Annotated in this window: 16 protein-coding genes and 1 pseudogene; 2 read left to right on the top strand and 15 right to left on the bottom strand. The window is 36.4% G+C overall.

Annotated elements, in window-relative coordinates:
- The 4 genes and pseudogenes from CF67_RS01580 to rluD all read right to left on the bottom strand — a co-directional run.
- Positions 1-80 (bottom strand): annotated as a pseudogene (locus CF67_RS01580) (MarC family protein); the annotation flags it as partial.
- Positions 81-93: 13 nt separating this feature from the next.
- The gene (gene clpB, locus CF67_RS01575; RefSeq protein WP_034413518.1) at positions 94-2,664 is read right to left on the bottom strand and encodes an ATP-dependent chaperone ClpB; all 2,571 of its coding nucleotides are present in this window, start codon (positions 2,662-2,664) and stop codon (positions 94-96) included.
- A gap of 34 nt (positions 2,665-2,698) precedes the next feature.
- On the bottom strand, positions 2,699-3,424 hold the full coding sequence (gene pgeF, locus CF67_RS01570; RefSeq protein WP_034413515.1) for a peptidoglycan editing factor PgeF: 726 nt from the start codon (positions 3,422-3,424) through the stop codon (positions 2,699-2,701).
- On the bottom strand, positions 3,421-4,404 hold the full coding sequence (gene rluD, locus CF67_RS01565; protein WP_034413512.1) for a 23S rRNA pseudouridine(1911/1915/1917) synthase RluD: 984 nt from the start codon (positions 4,402-4,404) through the stop codon (positions 3,421-3,423). Before rluD ends, pgeF begins: the two co-directional genes overlap by 4 nt.
- A 123-nt stretch (positions 4,405-4,527) precedes the next feature.
- Between rluD and bamD the strand changes: the two genes are divergently transcribed.
- Together bamD and CF67_RS01555 are read left to right on the top strand one after the other, a co-directional pair.
- Entirely contained in the window at positions 4,528-5,250 is a 723-nt protein-coding gene (gene bamD, locus CF67_RS01560) for an outer membrane protein assembly factor BamD (protein WP_034413510.1), read from the top strand.
- Positions 5,251-5,464: 214 nt separating this feature from the next.
- Positions 5,465-6,655: a multifunctional CCA addition/repair protein gene (locus CF67_RS01555; protein WP_034413508.1), complete on the top strand. Its 1,191-nt coding sequence runs from the start codon at positions 5,465-5,467 to the stop codon at positions 6,653-6,655.
- Between the two features lie 89 nt (positions 6,656-6,744).
- Here the strand turns inward: CF67_RS01555 and eno are convergent, their stop codons facing one another.
- The 11 genes from eno to CF67_RS01500 all read right to left on the bottom strand — a co-directional run bounded on the left by eno (position 6,745) and on the right by CF67_RS01500 (position 19,196).
- Positions 6,745-8,043: a phosphopyruvate hydratase gene (gene eno / locus CF67_RS01550; RefSeq protein ID WP_034413506.1), complete on the bottom strand. Its 1,299-nt coding sequence runs from the start codon at positions 8,041-8,043 to the stop codon at positions 6,745-6,747.
- 61 nt (positions 8,044-8,104) lie between these two features.
- The gene (locus CF67_RS01545; RefSeq protein WP_034413504.1) at positions 8,105-9,745 is read right to left on the bottom strand and encodes a CTP synthase; all 1,641 of its coding nucleotides are present in this window, start codon (positions 9,743-9,745) and stop codon (positions 8,105-8,107) included.
- Positions 9,746-9,870: 125 nt separating this feature from the next.
- On the bottom strand, positions 9,871-12,090 hold the full coding sequence (gene relA / locus CF67_RS01540) for a GTP diphosphokinase (RefSeq protein WP_034413501.1): 2,220 nt from the start codon (positions 12,088-12,090) through the stop codon (positions 9,871-9,873).
- 174 nt (positions 12,091-12,264) lie between these two features.
- Entirely contained in the window at positions 12,265-12,645 is a 381-nt protein-coding gene (gene acpS / locus CF67_RS01535) for a holo-ACP synthase (protein WP_034413499.1), read from the bottom strand.
- Between the two features lie 10 nt (positions 12,646-12,655).
- Positions 12,656-13,387 carry a pyridoxine 5'-phosphate synthase gene (gene pdxJ / locus CF67_RS01530; protein ID WP_034413496.1) on the bottom strand — a complete coding sequence of 244 codons (732 nt, stop codon included), beginning with the start codon at positions 13,385-13,387 and terminating at the stop codon, positions 12,656-12,658.
- On the bottom strand, positions 13,384-14,112 hold the full coding sequence (recO, locus tag CF67_RS01525; RefSeq protein WP_034413494.1) for a DNA repair protein RecO: 729 nt from the start codon (positions 14,110-14,112) through the stop codon (positions 13,384-13,386). Before recO ends, pdxJ begins: the two co-directional genes overlap by 4 nt.
- 84 nt (positions 14,113-14,196) lie before the next feature.
- Positions 14,197-15,132: a GTPase Era gene (era, locus tag CF67_RS01520; protein WP_052538026.1), complete on the bottom strand. Its 936-nt coding sequence runs from the start codon at positions 15,130-15,132 to the stop codon at positions 14,197-14,199.
- 1 nt (position 15,133) lies between these two features.
- The gene (gene rnc, locus CF67_RS01515) at positions 15,134-15,847 is read right to left on the bottom strand and encodes a ribonuclease III (RefSeq protein ID WP_052538024.1); all 714 of its coding nucleotides are present in this window, start codon (positions 15,845-15,847) and stop codon (positions 15,134-15,136) included.
- A 32-nt stretch (positions 15,848-15,879) separates the two neighbouring features.
- The gene (gene lepB, locus CF67_RS01510) at positions 15,880-16,719 is read right to left on the bottom strand and encodes a signal peptidase I (RefSeq protein ID WP_034413490.1); all 840 of its coding nucleotides are present in this window, start codon (positions 16,717-16,719) and stop codon (positions 15,880-15,882) included.
- Positions 16,720-16,824: 105 nt separating this feature from the next.
- Complete coding sequence (gene lepA, locus CF67_RS01505; protein ID WP_034413488.1) at positions 16,825-18,618, bottom strand: translation elongation factor 4; 1,794 nt, start codon at positions 18,616-18,618, stop codon at positions 16,825-16,827.
- Between the two features lie 119 nt (positions 18,619-18,737).
- Entirely contained in the window at positions 18,738-19,196 is a 459-nt protein-coding gene (locus tag CF67_RS01500) for a SoxR reducing system RseC family protein (protein WP_034413486.1), read from the bottom strand.
- Positions 19,197-19,400 lie beyond the last annotated feature (204 nt).

The following is a 19,400-nucleotide window of genomic DNA, read 5'->3' as shown; positions in this document are numbered from 1 at the left end:
ACATAACTTTTTACCCCATCCAGAAACATTTGGATTGAAATCATTACTAATAATAATCCCATTAATCTTTCAGTTACCTTTCTCCGCTTACTTTCATTGCTGAATGATAATCTTATTTTTATTAACTAACAGCTGCACTTCTTTATTTGACTCTAGCTTATCTGCAAGGATTTCTTTCGCTAACTGATTTTCGATATTTTGTTGTATTGCTCTTTTTAGTGGTCTTGCACCAAATAACGGATCAAAACCAATTTGTGAAATTAAATCTAACGCTTCATCCGATACTTTAAGTTCATATCCATTTTCTCCCATCCTTTTTCCTAAAAGTTTTAACTGAATATTTGCAATTAATTTTATGTTATCTTGATTTAAAGGATTAAATACAATGTTTTCCTCTAATCTGTTTAAAAATTCTGGACGAAAATGTTGATTTACTACACTCATAACTTCATTCTTAATTTTCTTGTACTCTAGATTTGAAACATTTTCTTGAATGCGTTCAGAACCTAAGTTAGATGTCATAATTATGACGGTATTACGAAAATCAACGGTACGACCTTGTCCGTCAGTTAAACGGCCGTCATCAAGAACCTGTAATAAAATGTTAAATACGTCTGGATGTGCCTTTTCTACCTCGTCTAATAGTACAACAGAATAAGGTTTTCGTCGTACAGACTCTGTCAAATACCCTCCCTCTTCATAACCAATATACCCTGGAGGAGCTCCGACTAAACGAGAAACAGCATGCTTCTCCATAAACTCTGACATGTCAATACGAGCTATTGCATCTGGGCTATCAAACATAAAATTTGCTAATGTCTTACAAAGCTCCGTTTTACCTACACCTGTAGGCCCTAAAAATAAAAAAGATCCAATAGGCTTATTTGGATCAGATAAACCAGACCGACTACGTCGAATTGCATTAGAAACCACTGTTACAGCTTCATTTTGACCAATCACCTGTTGAGATAATACATCTTCCATATGTAAAAGTTTCTCTTTTTCTGCTTCTAACATTTTAAACACAGGAATGCCTGTCTGTTTAGAGAGTATTTCTGCAATCTCATTATCAGTTACCTTATTACGTAAAAGACTCATTTCTTGCTTTTCGGCTTGAACGGCGATATCTAATTGTTTTTCCAATTCAGGAACACGCCCGTACTGCAGTTCTGACATTCGATTTAGATCACCTGCTCGACGCGCAAAATCCATATCTATTCGAACTTGTTCTAGTTTTCCTTTAATATGTTGAGTTCCGGATAATACCGCTTTCTCTGCATTCCATATTTCTTCAAGTTTTACAAAATCTTTTTCTTTCTCTTCTACCTCTAACTCAATAATCTGCAAACGCTTATTGCTAGCGTCATCACGTTCATTTCTTAAAGCTTGTTGCTCGATCTTAAGTTGTACGATCTTACGTTCAAGTTTGTCTAAAGATTCAGGTTTAGAATCCATTTGCATCCGAATACTTGACGCTGCCTCATCTATCAAGTCAATAGCTTTATCTGGTAATCGTCTATCTGAAATATAACGATGTGATAAAGCTGCTGCAGCTACAATAGCAGGATCCGTAATTTCAACATGATGGTGTAACTCGTAACGTTCCTTCAAACCGCGGAGTATGGCTACAGTATCTTCAATTGTTGGCTCATTTACTAAAACTTTTTGAAAACGCCGTTCCAATGCGAGATCTTTTTCAATATAATGACGATATTCATCCAAAGTCGTTGCACCAACACAATGTAGCTCACCACGAGCTAATGCAGGTTTGAGCATATTTCCAGCATTCATGGAACCTTCTCCTTTACCAGCTCCAACCACAACGTGCAACTCATCGATAAAGAGTATAATATTTCCTTCTTTAACAAGTTCATTAAGCATTGATTTTAAGCGCTCTTCAAATTCACCTCGATACTTAGCACCAGCAATAATAGCCCCTATATCGAGTGAAAGAACTCTCTTTTCCAGCAACCCCTCCGGTACTTCATTGTTAACAATACGCTGTGCTAAACCTTCAACAATTGCAGTTTTTCCTATACCTGGTTCACCGATAATAACTGGATTATTTTTCGTTCTGCGTTGAAGAACTTGAATAGTTCGGCGAATTTCATCATTTCTTCCAATAACTGGATCAAGTTTGCCTTGTGCAGCACGTTCAGTTAAATCAATAGTAAATCTTTCTAAAGACTGTTTGAACTCTTCAGCATTTGGATCAGTAATCTTTTGATCTCCACGATTTTTTTCAATGACTTCTAAAAGCCTTTTCTCAGTTAAGTTACTCTCCCTTAACAAAGTACCGAGAACCCCTTGATCTTTGATTCCAGCAAGCAAAAAAATTTCGCATGATATGTAAGAATCGTGACGTTTTCGTGCTATTTCGTCACATAAATTAAACAATTTTCCCATTTTTATAGAGAGCTGAGCATTATTTCTGACGCCACTTGTTTTAGGTAATTCCTCTAAGAGCTCACTTAATTTCGATCTCACTTGAGTTACATCAATGCCAAGCATGACAACTAATGGACGAATAGAACTATTTGTTTGGTCAAGCAATGCAACCATCAGATGTATTGGCTCCATATATTGATGAGCACGACTCAATGTCAATGTTTGTGCATCGGAAATAGCAGTTTGAAACTTATTCGTAAATCTATCAAGACGCATATATATTCTCCTAATGAAACTCTTTTAAATATGTCTAATCTTCAATCCAAATAAAAGACCCTTGTCGTCCCGTAATACCATCGCGTCGATAGGAATAAAATATTTTATTACTATAGGTACATAAGCCACTGCTAGTTATTTTCACTACACCAGCTTGATTTAATAACTTCTTCGCTAATAAAGTTATATCAACCAACCACTTATTCGTACATTTCCGATATTTAAATGCTTTGTAAACATCAAGACTAGAATTTAAAAATTCTTGTACTACGCACTCACCTACTTCAAAAACGGAATGACCTATAGCGGGGCCAAGCCATGCAATGATTTCTCCATCAAATTTATTTACTCCATTTTCGACGATACCACGAGCGAGTCCTCTCCAACCTGCGTGCAGAGCAGCAACCTGAGTACCTTGGATATTAGTAAGCAAGATAGGCAAACAGTCAGCTGTCAAAATCGAGCACACCGTATTAACACATTTAGTAAAAGCGCCATCAGACTCAACTATGTAATTAACTGGATAAAAAATTTCTTCAACATGAACTGAATGAGTTTGTTTTAGCCAAACTGGTACTGATGGCATATTAGCCGCTTCTACTAACCATTTTCGATTTTTATTGACTGCAATCAAATCGTCTCCAACATGAGTACTAATGTTTAACCCTGCATATAAATCATGAGAAAAACCACCAATTCTCGTTGATGATATAGCTTTAATATTCTTAGGAGCCTGCCAATGAGGAATGATAAAACTCATTTACATTTTACTTCTGAACAATTAAGTTTTACATCTTCACGAAAGGCCTTTACTATCGAGGAAATGTCGCTAGGTAAAGGTGCATAAAATTTGAGTACTTCTTTTGTTGTAGGATGCTGTAATGTAAGCATGCGAGCATGCAAAGCCTGACGATCGAAACTACGAATCATTTCAGATAACTCTTGAGAAACACCTTGAGGCATTCGAATTTTAGCACCATAAGCTATATCACCTAACAAAGGATGCTGTAAATAGGACATATGAACACGAATTTGGTGAGTACGTCCTGTTTCCAAACGCAAGAAAACGCGTGTATATTCTCGAAAATGTTCAACGACTCGATAGTGTGTCACAGCGTACTTGCCCATTGGATTGATCGCCATTAATGTGCGTTTAATTGAATGACGAGAAATTGCTCCTTCAATTTTGCCGCTGGAGACTACTCTACCTACTGCAATAGCCTCATATTCACGAGTGATGTTTCGTCTTTGCAATGCCTGAGTAAGATACGAGTGGGCTAACATGTTTTTAGCTACAACCAAAAGACCAGTAGTGTTTTTATCTAAACGATGAATTATACCTGCGCGCGGAACTTTAATTATATCTGGATAATAGTGCAGTAATGCATTAAGCATCGTTCCATTAGAAACTCCTGCGCCAGGATGAACTACAAAGTCACGCGGTTTATCTATTATTAAGAGATCATCATCTTCATATATGATATTAAGCGGTATCTCTTGAGCTTGATAAGACAACTTATCTTCAAATTCAACCTGAACTGTAATTACTTCTCCGTTTACAACCTTGGTACGAGGTTTGGTTACTACTGAACCATTAATTTGAACCTTTCCATCTAAAAGCCACTTTTTCAGACGCGAACGAGAAAAATTAGCAAACAACTGCGCTGCTGTTTGATCTAATCGCTGACCTAACTGGTTATTTTTTACTACGCCTATTAATTTCAATTTATTAAACCATATAAATTTTTTTTAAAAAAATATGAGACTAATACTCAATACTGTGGAAAAATGCCACTTGTCACACTTAGTTATCAGTAATAATAAAAAGTTTGAAAAACATTCGAAAAGGAAATTGCTTCTGAAATGAAATACAGAATTTTATTAGGTTTATTCATATTACTTCCATTATTTGGTTGCTTAAAAAATAAGGAAACAATCTCTAATACAACACCGTCTGCACTCTACTTCGAAGCACAGAACTTTATCCAAAGTAGAAATTGGTTAGGTGCTATTAAAAAACTAGAAACATTAGATACTCACTACCCATTCTCCCCATATTCAAAACAAATGCAACTAGACCTGATATATGCATATTACAAAAATAACGACTCAGCTCTCACTTTAGCTACAATCGAACGTTTCGTTAAATTAAATCCATCTCACGAAAAAATGGATAAGATCCTATATATACGAGGATTAACAAATATGGCAAGAGATAGTAACCTTATACACAATTTCTTCGATGTTAATCGTAATGATAGAGATCCTGAACCGGCAAAATCAGCGCTTCATGACTTCGATCAATTGTTAAAACATTACCCGAATAGTCCCTACGTTTTACAATCTCAGAAATATATATCTACACTTAGAAATCGTTTAGCAGAACACGATTTGGCAGTAGCACGTTTCTACTTGAAGCGTCATGCTTGGATAGCGGCAATCAATCGTGCTCAAAAGGTACAACGAGAGTACCCAAACTTTAAAATAGCTAGCCAATCTCTAAAAATTCAATTACAAGCATATAAAGAACTTGGTCTTAAAGAACTTGTCGAAAGAACTGAAAAATTATTAGAACAAAAAATATAACGACAGGCGAGCGCTATTTCCTATCAAAACTGATAAAATAAACACGAACAAGTAACCTCATTAATGATCTTATTCTTTAGTATGATAAAAAAACTATCCTACTTCCTTTAACTTTTATTATAGTTTTAGTACCATTCGCTTTGTCTCTGAAAATGCGAAAACTAAAATCTAAAGCAAAAGATTCAGCGATTAAAATTTAATATGAGAACAGAAAGTGCAAACATATTTAGTTGGTGGAGCCGTACGCGACCAATTGTTGAATATCAAAGTCCAAGATAAAGATTGGGTAGTAGTCGGCAGTTCAGAAGCAGAAATGCTTGATCAAGGCTTTACTGCTGTTGGAAAGAGGTTTCCTGTATTTCTACACCCTGAAAACAAACAAGAGTATGCTCTTGCTAGAACAGAAAAAAAAACAGAACCAGGCCATACCGGTTTTAGATCCTATTTTAAAAGTGATGTCACATTAGAAGAAGACTTATTGCGTCGCGACTTAACAATCAACGCCATAGCAAAAAATAATGCTGGAAAGATCATTGATCCATACAACGGACAGCGAGATCTAAACAAACGTATTTTACGCCATGTATCCCCTGCATTTTCTGAAGATCCTCTAAGGGTCTTAAGAGTCGCTCGTTTTGCTGCTAAATTAGCACACCTATCCTTTAGTATACATCCTGAAACTCTTGAGATAATGAATTACATTAGTCAATCAGGTGAGTTAAAGTACTTGACACCAGAAAGAGTTTGGCAAGAATGGCATAAATCGCTAAAAACTCAAGATCCTACCGTGTTTTTATCTATTTTAGAACAGTGCAACGCTCTGAAAGAAATTTTTCCAGAGTTTCATATGCGGCAATCTAAACAACAAACCGGTACTTTAGAAATTGCTAGAGCTATTGCATCACTTTCCACATCAGCTCCACTAAGATTTGCTGCCCAAATACAAAATTTGGGAAGAAATACTATTCTAGAAAACGAATACTTTGATGAAGAAAAGTGCTATTACGTTGGAAACCTTATTGAGCAATTTTCAAAGCGAATCAAAATACCTAATGCATTTAAAGAATTGGCCGTTATAATATGGACGCAGCGCATTAATATACATAGAGCTGAAACATTAAGCTCATTAACTAAATTACAAATTCTCAACGAACTGGATGTATGGCGAAAACCAGAACGCTTACAGCAAGTTCTGCTTTGTTGCCAGGCAGATCACTACGAAGGCCAAGTTAATTTCCAAGACAAATCATACCAACAGCGCAACATCTTTGAATCAGCTTATCAAGCAGCCTCATCAGTTGATATAGAACCTATTATTTCAAGTACTTTTAAAGGAAAAGAGATTCGCACTAAAATAGAAAAACAGCGCATTCGAGCAATAACCGAGAACCCATTCTCTAAATAACAGAGCCACGAAACAAATTACCTAAAAGTACCTTCGTGATGAAGATACTTTTTTACAAACTCCTAAAGAACTGCGCATAATCTCAAAGATCAGTTCTGACCTTTAACTTCTTTGAGACCATTATAAACAACAGTTGCGCCTAAAGCTTCCTCAATACGGATAAGTCGATTATATTTAGCAATACGCTCTGAACGGCTCATAGAACCAGTCTTAATCTGACCAGCAGCAGTACCCACTGCTAAATCAGCAATAGTTGAATCTTCAGTTTCCCCGGAGCGATGAGAAATAACAGTTGTATAAGATGCATCTTTAGCCATCTGAATCGTAGCTATAGTTTCAGTTAGAGAACCTATTTGATTTAACTTAATAAGGATAGAATTAGCTACTCCTCTCTCAATACCCTGAGCAAGAATCTTTGTGTTAGTAACAAACAGATCATCACCAACTATCTGAAGTTTGTCACCTAATAATTCAGTTTGATACTTAAAGCCATCCCAATCGGACTCATCAAAAGCATCTTCAATGGACACTATAGGATATCGATTCACTAAATCAACTAGATAGTAATTCAACTCTTTAGAAGTAAAAACTTTACCTTCTCCTTTCATGTTATAATTGCCGACATCTTTGTTATAAAATTCAGATGCTGCGCAATCTATAGCGAAAGTAATATCCTTACTCAACATATAACCCGCAGATTCTACAGCTTCTTCGATTATAGATAAAGCATCAGCGTTGGACTGTAAGTTAGGAGCAAAACCACCTTCGTCGCCAACTGTTGTATTCAAGCCCTGAGATTTAAGAACTTTAGCCAAGTGATGAAATACTTCAGAGCCAATACGCAGACTTTCTTTAAAGGAACTAGCACCAACGGGTTGGATCATAAATTCTTGAATATCTATATTATTATCTGCATGTTCACCACCGTTGATAACATTCATCATAGCTAAAGGCATAGAAAATTGGCCGGGGGTACCATTCAATTCAGCAATATGCTCATATAGAGGCATACCTTTAGCGGCTGCAGCAGCTTTAGCATTTGCTAGGGAGATTGCTAAAATAGCATTAGCACCAAACTGAGATTTATTTTCAGTATTATCAAGATCAATCATAATTTGATCAATACTTATCTGAACTCTAGCATCCTTACCAAGTAAAGCCTTAGCAATAGGACCATTTATGGACTTAACGGCATTCAGAACTCCCTTGCCTAAAAAACGCTTACCACCATCACGTAATTCAATTGCTTCACGAGAGCCGGTTGATGCACCAGATGGAACAGAAGCCATACCTACAAAACCACCTTCTAAGTGTACCTCAGCTTCTACAGTTGGATTACCACGTGAATCAATGATTTCACGTCCAAAAACTTTCACAATTTTAGACATTGAAACTTTCCTTATCAACAAATATGTAACATAAAAAATAAAGTTAAAAACGCTGCTTGATTTATTTCTTAAAGTCGTCGCGCTGCAACTCTCCTGCCATTTTAATAAAACTAGAAAACAATGGATGACCATCACGAGGTGTAGAAGTAAACTCTGGGTGAAACTGAGCAGCTATGAACCAAGGATGAACTGGATTTTCAATTACTTCTACTAATTTCTTATCTTCAGATAAACCAGATACCTTCAAACCAGCATTTTCAAGCTTGGAACGCAGATTATTATTCACTTCATAACGATGGCGATGACGTTCATAAATTGTGGCATTACGATATAATTCGTAAGTTTTGGTACCTTTTTCTAAATGACAAGCCTGTAAACCAAGACGCATAGTTCCTCCAAGATTGGAGTTCTCAGTACGTTCTTCGACTTTTCCTTCACAGTTTGTCCATTCCTTTATTAAACCTATTACAGGATATCGCGTTTCTTTATTAAACTCTGTCGAGTGAGCGCCTTCCATACCCACAACATTGCGTGCATATTCAATTAACGCAACCTGCATTCCTAAGCAAATACCTAAATAAGGTACCCTATTTTCACGTGCATACTGTGCTGTGCGAATTTTACCTTCTACACCACGGTGTCCAAAACCACCAGGCACTAGAATAGCATCTAAAGACTTAAGGATTTCAACACCCCTATTTTCTACATCCTGAGCATCAATATACTGAATTTTTACGCTTAAACGATTCTTTAGCCCTCCATGTTTTAAGGCCTCATTTATGGATTTATATGCATCTGGCAATTCAGTATACTTTCCAACTACACCAACAATTACTTCTCCTGTAGGATTAGCTTCTTCGTAAATTACCTGCTCCCATTCAGAGAGATCAGCTTCAGGTGCATCAATACCAAATCGATGACACACTAAGTCATCAAGATGTTGAGCTTTAATTAATTGAGGAATCTTATAAATCGAGTCCACATCCTTTATTGAAATTACTGCCTTCTCTTGCACATTACAAAAAAGCGCAATCTTCTTACGCTCATTCGATGGAATAATACGATCTGAACGACAAACTAAAATATCTGGTTGAATACCAATAGACAATAATTCCTTCACAGAATGCTGAGTCGGTTTAGTTTTAATTTCTCCTACTACCTGAAGATAAGGAACTAAAGTTAAGTGCATAAACATAGTACGCTCGCGACCCAACTCAACTGCTAACTGACGAATTGCTTCCATGAAAGGTAGAGATTCGATATCTCCAACTGTACCCCCAATTTCAATAATAGCTATATCATGACCTTGAGAACCTGCGACTACGCGATCTTTAATCGAGTTCGTTATATGAGGTATCACCTGAACAGTCGCTCCCAAGTAATCACCACGACGCTCTTTACGTAAAACGTCAGCATAAACACAACCAGCGGTAAAATTGTTATGCCTAGTCATCTTAGTACGAATAAAACGCTCATAATGACCAAGATCCAAATCAGTCTCAGCGCCGTCTTCTGTAACAAAAACTTCACCATGTTGGGTTGGATTCATGGTACCTGGATCAACATTAATGTAAGGATCGAGCTTAATCATAGTCACCTTAAGAGTACGAGCTTCCAAAATAGCTGCAAGAGATCCTGCTGCGATACCCTTGCCCAAAGAAGATACAACTCCACCACTCACAAAAATATAATTTGTTGTCATAATTCTAACCTACAATACAAAATACCCTATTAAAAGAAGAAACTGCTGCTGCGTTTATAGACGAAAGATTAGTACTCAAATCATAAAAATAATTTTTTTAAAAACCAGAGAATTAAACACAAAAATTAACTCATTCGCTTCACTGACATTACACCCTTTATCTGCTTGATCCTTTTACAAATACGCAGAAAAACTTCAATATCAGCTATTCCTAAATCAAAATCCATCAGCAAAAATTGATCCTCTTTATAATCAGAATAGCTCGCCACACTAGTCACTTGAATTTTTTCATAAGCGAGTGATGCTATCACATCCTTAAGTAAACCTCTCCGTTTTAACGCCTCGATACGAATCGTTAAGATACGAAAACCAATAAAACCATTACCCCATGCTGTGTCAATAATACGTTTAGGAACATGAAAACTAAGTTCTGCTAATTGTGCACAATCATCAGAGTGAACTGAAATACCGCGACCTTGAGTAATATAACCTTTAATCCTCTCACCAGGTATTGGCTGACAACAGCGCGCTAGATAAATCATCAAATCATTTACACCATTAACCACAATAGCATCAGCCCTTAGTTGTTTTTGCGCAACCCTATTTTTAGATTCTTTTAATTTTTCTGATACACGCCAACTCCTTTCTACGATGGTAAGTTTATTTATTGACGCATTAATATGATTAACAATTTGATTGATCCGTAAAGCGCCACTACCTACACCAAAATATAATTCACTGAGAGTGTTTAGATTTAAATATCTTAAAGCATAATCCTCTGCCTGCTTTAAAGTCGCACCAATTTTTACTAATTTATCTTCTAAAATCTCACGGCCAACTTCAATATTTTTCTCATTGCTTTGCTTACGAAACCAAGAACTAATTTTTTTACGAGCACGAGTGGAATAAACAAATGCAGTAGCGGGATTTAACCAGTCATAAGAGGGATTAGACTCTTTCTGAGTAATAATTTCAACTTGATCACCCATCTTCAGTTTTTGAGGAAATGCTGCAATACGACCATTAACTTTAGCTCCAATACAACGATGGCCTACTTCAGAATGAACATAGTAAGCAAAATCTAAAGGTGTTGATCCCATAGGCAAATCAATCACATCACCTTTTGGTGTAAAAGCATAAATACGATCATCAAAAACCTGACCACGCAATTGCCCAAGTATCTCATCCGAATCTAGCATTTCTTCCTGCCAATCTAACAATTTGCGTAACCAAGCAATCTTCTTATCATAATCGTTAGTACCAGTACTACCTTCCTTGTATTTCCAATGCGCAGCAACACCTAATTCTGAATTTTCATGCATATCTTTTGTACGAATCTGAATTTCAATGGTTTTATTTTTCGGACCTAAAACAACAGTATGAATGGATTGATAACCATTTGGCTTAGGATTCGCGATATAATCATCAAATTCGCCAGGTAAATATTCATATTTAGTATGAACTACACCTAACGCAGCATAACAATCTTGCAATTTTTCAGCAATAACGCGTACCGCTTGAACATCAAACAATTCATCAAAATCTAGACCTTTTTTTTGCATTTTTCGCCAAATACTGTATATATGCTTAGCTCGACCGCTTACTTCTACATTAATATGAGAAATGATCATTTCAGCTATAAGATCACCAACAAAGTTTTTAATATACTCTTCACGAACGATACGACGCTCCGATAACTGCTCTGCAATTAATTTATATATATCAGGATGCTGGTAGCGAAATACATAGTCTTCGATTTCCCATTGAAGTTGTCCGATACCTAAACGATTTGCTAATGGCGCATAGATGTTAGCACATTCCTTTGAAGCTGTTTGGCGAACGTTATCTTCCGCTTCTTTCACTTCCAGTAAATTAGCAATACGCTCAGCTAACTTGATTATTACACAACGAAAATCTTCAACCATTGCCAACAACATACGACGTACACTGTCAACCTGTCTGGAGGCTTCAGTACCCTTAAGTATCACATCAAGCTGACCAATGACTGCCATCTTTTCAACACCGTCAATTAATCTAGCAATCTCTTTTCCATATTTTTTTTTAAATACTTCTCTATCAAACTCACCGCTTGAAGCAAGAGGAAACAATTGAGCAGAAATTAACGTTACTTTATCCATAGATAAAGTAACCAAAATTTCTATCATTTCACGACCACGCCAAAGTAGGAGTTCAGAGTCCTTATGACCAAACAGTAGCATTTCGCAATGACGGTAAACTTCTTTTAAAGATTCAGCAGTATCTTTATCCTGTTCTAAACTAGAGATCCAGCGATCTAAATGAAACTGTTGATTGAAATTTAAATGCGCACTTCTTATCGCAACCATTTCTACATCCTAGTTATCATTGCGCCAACTACCATTAATGTTAGCTCAATTTAACAGATAGAAACTACACTCGACAATTAGCACCACAACACGTCAATCTAAAAATAAAATGTATAAAAGTGTCTAAATCAAATTTAGTTTCAAGAACTAAAACAAAACAAACTAAATTGTTAATCATGATTCAAAAAGAACAGTAGCTAAAGCGTAGCGCCGTTCATCGGAAATAGTAACGTGTGTAGAAACAACACCAAGCAAGATAGCTGTTTCTGCTGCTTTATTCATTAAGCTTAAAATAGGTTTGCCGTTATTATCATTACTAACTCCAAAATCATGAAAAGATACCCCATAAGCCATACCCATTCCAAGTGCCTTCGAGGCAGCTTCTTTAATCGCAAAACGTTTAGCTAAAAAATATTCTTTCTGTTTCGACTTATCATAAATTTTTGTTTCTAAATCTGTTAGAATACGATTCGCAAAAGTCGATCCATAACGATCCAATGCTTTTTCTATGCGTTCTATTTCTACGATATCAGTACCTAAACCAACAATAGCCATATTTAAAACCCTAATTGCGCGCTGATTGTATAATAACTTTCATATCAGCAATAGCCTTCTGTAAACCATCAAATACAGCACGACTTATAATTGAATGACCGATATTTAATTCATGAATTTCTGGTAAAGCAGCAACTGGAGAAACATTATAATAATTTAAACCATGTCCAGCATTTACTGCAATACCCATACTGGCTGCATAAGCTGCTCCATCAGCTATTTTTTTTAATTCATCTTGTCGATTTTTCGGATTTTTTGCATTAGCATAGGCTCCTGTATGTAACTCAATAAAAGAGGCACCACACGATGTTGCTGCATCAATTTGATCATGATCCGAATCAATAAACAAGGATACTCTAATACCTGCAGCGTTTAATTTTTTGATTGCTGTCTTTACTTTTTTAGCTTGTCTAACAACATCTAAACCACCTTCTGTTGTTAATTCTTTACGTTTTTCCGGAACGAAACATACATATTCAGGCTTGTTGTTAAGCGCGATTTTAATCATTTCATCTGTCATTGCCATTTCCAAATTCATTTGTGTTTGCAACGTTTCAGACAAAATTTGGACATCGCGGTCTAAAACATGCCGACGATCTTCACGTAAATGAATAGTAATGCTATCAGCACCAGCCATTTCAGCAATTGCTGCAGCATGTACAAGATCTGGATACTTGTTCCCTCGCACGTTACGTAATGTGGCAATATGATCAATGTTGACACCTAAGTGAATTAAATTCATTTTTCAACACTCCTAATTTCAGACAAAGATGTTTTTGGAAAAAACAGCTCTCTGCTTTTGAACGGTTTATTTCCAAGATATGCCTTTAATGCTATACGCGTAAAGCGTTTTACTGCTCTCAACTCCTCTTTAGTAATAAACTGACGTTTACTGAACAGAACAAGCTCGCGACCAAAAAACGTCAAACTATCTCTTCTCACTGATAGAACAAATCCTTCCTCTGCTCGATAGCGATAAATTAATTCAGGATCGATAGGATGACCATTTTCTGCACAATGTAAAAAATCTACCCCATAACCCATCTCTGCGAGCAATGCTAATTCAAAACGTCTTAATGCTGGCTCTGGGTTGTCTGCCTGCGCTAGTTCAATCAGCACATGCAAATAATCACGAAAAAGTGCTGGCATTGCCACTTCGAGTACCAATACCCGATCAATCAATTCATTTACATACATAGCAGAATAAAGAGCAATGCCAGACAAGGGCAAGCCAAGAGCAATAGCTTCAGCCTGAGCTAGAGTCTTTATAGAGCCACTACCAAACCACTGAAGTAGTAACGGAGTAAAAGATTGTAATATACCTCTTAGATTAGAATATTTACTACGTGATCCCTTCGAGATAAGAGTAACACGCCCACTCTCTTCGCTAAATACATCAAGGATAAAACTAGATTCACCATATACACGTCGATGTATAATAAAACAACGCTGCAACCGATTATCCATATGTCCACATCCTTATAACATAGACATACTACAAACCATGAGATAGAACTGATCGCTCTCTAAGTTGTAAAGAACAATCATTGTTCACAAATAATCAAAATAACCTAACGAACGCAACATACACTCATCGTTCCTCCAATTTAACTGTACTTTTACCCAAGTTTCAAGGTGCACTCTGCAGCCAAACAGGGCTTCCATATCAAAACGGGCCTCACGACCAATTAGCTTGATCTTTGTTCCACCTTTACCTATTATTATCTTCTTGTGACTATTACGTTCAACCAAAATCAGACTATGAATGTGTAAATTATCAGTACTTGGAACATAGTTAAAACGTTCAATTTGTACTGTTAGGGAATACGGTAATTCATCGCCTGTAAAACGCATCAGTTTTTCACGTAAAATTTCAGATGCCATAAAATTCTGAGAGCGATCCGTAACATGTTCTTTAGCAAAATAGTGTGAAGCCTTGGGTAGAAACTTCTGAGCATGCTTACGCAGTATGTCAACATTGTTGCCATGTTTTGCTGAAATAGGCACAACATCAATAAATTCCATTTTATCCGATATTGCTTTCATGTGCTCCATAACTTGATTCTTATCTCTGATACTTTCAACCTTGTTAATGCAAAGCACTACAGGGAGACTTGTTTTCTTTAACTTGGTTAAAATCACTTCATCATTAATGCCCCACCGTATGCTGTCAGTCAAAAAAAATACCAAGTCTACACCATTCAGAGAACAACTTGCGACACAGTTCATCAAACGGTTAATCATGTATTTTTCTTCAGTGTAGAATCCTGGAGTATCAACATAAATTGCCTGATGACTCCCTTTGGTATCAATACCTATAATACGATGGCGGGTAGTTTGTGGCTTACATGAAGTAATGGAAACTTTACGACCTAATATTTTATTTAACAAAGTCGATTTGCCAACATTTGGAGCACCAACAATCGTAATAAACCCGCAATATTCTTCCTCCAATACTCTCATTCGATCATTCGATGCCAGATACATTTTATACATCCGGCTCATTATCTTTTATTGATAGCGCACTGAAATTGAACAACTGTTCCAGGGCAATTTTAGCTGCCACTTGTTCAGCTTTACGACGACTTTTCCCCTTGCCAATTATAGATTTTTCGATTCCTACTACATTGCAGGATACCGTAAAATATTGCCTATGTGCCTCACCTTCAATATCAACAACTATATAGACAGGTAACTCCTTCCTACGACTTTGGAGATACTCTTGCAAACGAGTTTTAGGATCTTTTTGAGATACACCTGGTTTAATTATTGCGAGGCGAGTTTGATACCAACCAAGGACAATAGAACGTACGATGTCGATGTTGCTATCCAAATAAACAGCACCAATAATAGCCTCTACTGCATCAGCCAAAATGGAATCACGCTGTAAACCACCACTTTTTAGCTCACCTAAACCCAACTTCAGATAATTCTCTAAGTCAAATTCACGACCTAATTCACTTAGTGTATTGCCGCGAACTAGCGTTGCACGCATGCGACTCATATCCCCTTCATTCACTTTTAAAAAACGATGATAAAGATCATCAGCAATAACAAAGCTCAAAATTGAATCACCTAAAAATTCAAGACGCTCATTATGTTTTGAGTTAAAACTGCGATGAGTGAGTGCTAGATCAAGAAGCTTATGGTCAATAAACTGATAACCAATTTTTCTTTCCAATTTAGTAACTGAAAAATTCATACTGTCTCAATTTTTTAATTCATAATCTCAAACTAATTAATGATACCAATACGATTAAAACGCACGCCACTTGGAAACCAAGATGGTAAAATACTATCTGATTTACGATCAAATTCAAAGCTAATCCAAATACTAACCGCCTTGCCCACCAAATTTGCATCCGGAACGAAACCCCAATAACGGCTGTCAGCGCTGTTATCACGATTATCCCCCATAACAAAATAATGACCTTTTGGAACAATCCACTCATTAACACCACTATAACCTTGGTAAACTTCAGAACGATCACGACGCAGTGGGTTAAGTAAGATTTGATGTTTCATTTCACCTAACTTCTCATCGCGCTGCAACAATAGGACGCCCTCTTGCAGAAAATCACTTTCTTTTAAAGCAGATGACTCGACTACAGAACAAAAATGGTGATTTTTCTTCTTAATACATAATTCTTTTCTAGCATTGTAGCTCACTGTATCCCCAGGTATTCCAATAACACGTTTTATATAGTCGATACTAGGTTTTGGCGGATACTTAAAAACGACAACATCACCACGTTCTGGTTTACCTATTTCCAATAGCTGATTACGCCAGACTGGATCCTTTAAACCATAAGTATATTTCTCTACTAAGATAAAATCTCCAGCCAATAATGTGGGCATCATAGATCCGGATGGAATCTGAAATGGTTCATACAAAAAAGAACGAAAAACAAGCACGAATAACATTACAGGAAAAACAGAAACACTATTTTCAATCCACCAAGGCTGTGGCTTTGCTTTAAGACGCTTTTTACGCCAAACAATTTTTTCTAGTACCCAAACAATACCAGTAAGTAAGGTGATTGTGGCTAAAATAATTGAAAATGTATTTGCCATTGTAGTATCTCTTTATACTAAAAACAAAAAATACAAGAACAAACGAAGGTCCTTGCGCTCATAGTTATACGGCTAGTTACTTAGACAATTTTAAAACTATAAAGATTAACTCTTACTAACATCTAGAATTGCTAAAAAAGCCTCCTTTGAAAGCTCCACATTACCGATTCGCTTCATGCGTTTCTTGCCTTCTTTCTGCTTTTTTAGTAATTTTTTCTTACGGCTAACATCACCACCATAACATTTTGCGATTACGTTCTTACGTAGTTGCTTCACTGTTGAGCGTGCAATAATAGTATTACTGATAGCAGCTTGAATCACAATATCAAACATTTGACGAGGAATAAACTCTTTCATTTTTTCGACTAAAAAACGTCCACGAGACTGAGAATGATCTTTATGAGTGATAATCGAAAGCGCATCTACCTTATTACCGTTAAGAAGCACATCGATACGAACCATTCTTGATTCTTGAAAACGATAAAAATTATAATCTAAGGATGCATAACCACGAGAAGTTGATTTCAAACGATCAAAAAAATCTAATACCACTTCTGACATTGGAATATCATAAACTGCACTCACTTGTTTACCATGGTAAACAATATTTACTTGTATTCCACGCTTTTCTACACACAAAACAATTACATTACCCAAGTAATCAACTGGAACTAAAATACTGCAACGAGCAATAGGTTCGTAGATACATGCAATATCACTCGCTTGTGGTAATTTGTCAGGGCTATCAACATAAACAAGCGTGTTGTCTATTCTTTTAACTTTGTAAACTACTGTCGGTGCTGTAGTAATTAAATTCAGACTATATTCACGTTCAAGGCGTTCTTGAACAACCTCCATATGTAGCATACCAAGGAAACCACAACGAAAACCAAAACCAAGCACCGTTGAATTTTCCGGTTCATAAAATAGCGAAGCATCGTTAAGACTCAATTTTCCTAATGCGTCACGAAAATTTTCATAATCATCAGATAAAATAGGGAATAAGCCGGCATAAATCTGGGGTTTGACTTTTTGAAAACCAGGCAAAGACTCCACACTACCGCCTTTGGCATATGTCAACGTATCACCAACAGGAGCACCTAAAATATCTTTAATACCACAGATAACCCAACCTACTTCACCAGTTTTTAGTACATCAGTATCAACTTGTTTAGGAGTAAAAATACCTACTCGATCAACGCTCCAAACCTGACGAGTACTCATTACTCTAATTCTGTCTTTTTTTTTCAAAAAACCATTCTTGATTCGCACCAAAGAAATAACACCTAGGTAATTATCAAACCAAGAATCAATAATCAATGCCTGTGTCGGTGCATCGGGATCACCTTTCGGAAACGGAATTTTATTAACGATAGTCTCTAAAACACCCTCTACACCTAAACCTGTTTTCGCTGAACAGCAAGCTACCTCTACTGCATCAATACCCACAATATCTTCGATCTCTCTAGCTACACGCTCAGGTTCAGCAACTGAGAGATCCACTTTGTTCAAAACAGGCACCACCTCCAAATCCATTTCAATTGCTGTATAACAATTAGCGATAGTTTGCGCTTCAACACCTTGACTTGCATCCACAACCAGCAAAGCCCCCTCACAAGCAGCTAAAGAGCGAGATACCTCATAAGAAAAATCGACATGTCCAGGAGTGTCAATAAAGTTAAGTTGATAGGTTTCACCATTTTTTGCGTAGTAATCTAATGTTACACTGCGAGCTTTAATTGTAATGCCACGTTCACGTTCTAGATCCATAGAATCAAGAACTTGAGCTTCCATCTCACGACTAGATAACCCACCACAAACTTGGATTAAGCGATCAGACAGAGTCGACTTACCATGATCAATATGGGCTATGATAGAAAAATTACGAATATGTCTCATAAATTTTTTTATACAAAACTCGTTGGAAGTTAGCAACTAAAGCAACAACTTGGAAATACTTTCCACCTGGTTGTGCATTCTATCCAATTCCTAAAGGATTCGCACCACAAATTTATCATTTAAATCAAAATCCTACGTAAAACAATTTTTTTCTGATAAGATTTTTCAAAAATAGAAACAAAATGCTTCGCTAGCTTAACACCAAACCAACTAAATAATATCGAACATAACATGCTACCTATTTCTTTTTCTTTAAACAATGGATCAAGAAACGATTCTCCCAATAGGGCACCAATCATTAACGAAACTAGCGGAATAAAATACACAATCATTTCAAATTGAAGCAAGATTTTTTGTGGAAAAACAATCTCAATAATTTGTCCTTTTTGAAGAGCTTGTGGAGTACTTAGTTTCCATCGAATAAGTTTGTCACCTGCATCTTTTACCATAACACCAACTGTGCAATTTTGTTCTGAAGTGCAAGAAATACAAGCGATTTGCCTCTTACAACTAACTTCCACACTATATCCTGAAGCATCAGGTTTAACATCAACTACAGTAGCAAATACATTCATCATCGGTTCAAAGCTCCTTTGTTTTCGAAGCGTGACAGGCGATCGGCAATAGTACCAAAATGAGCAAAAACTATATTAGTAAAAAAGTCGCTGTCATTATTGATCTACCACCTTATTTTAAGTATGTCATTAATCTATTACAAACAAATTTCGTGTATTTACCGTACCCTTTTGACTTCATATCTTACTATTTTTGCTTTAAATTTT

This window comes from Candidatus Photodesmus blepharonis, from assembly GCF_000731795.2.
GTDB lineage: Bacteria > Pseudomonadota > Gammaproteobacteria > Enterobacterales > Vibrionaceae > Vibrio > Vibrio blepharonis.
This window is presented reverse-complemented; position numbering and strand designations above follow the sequence as displayed.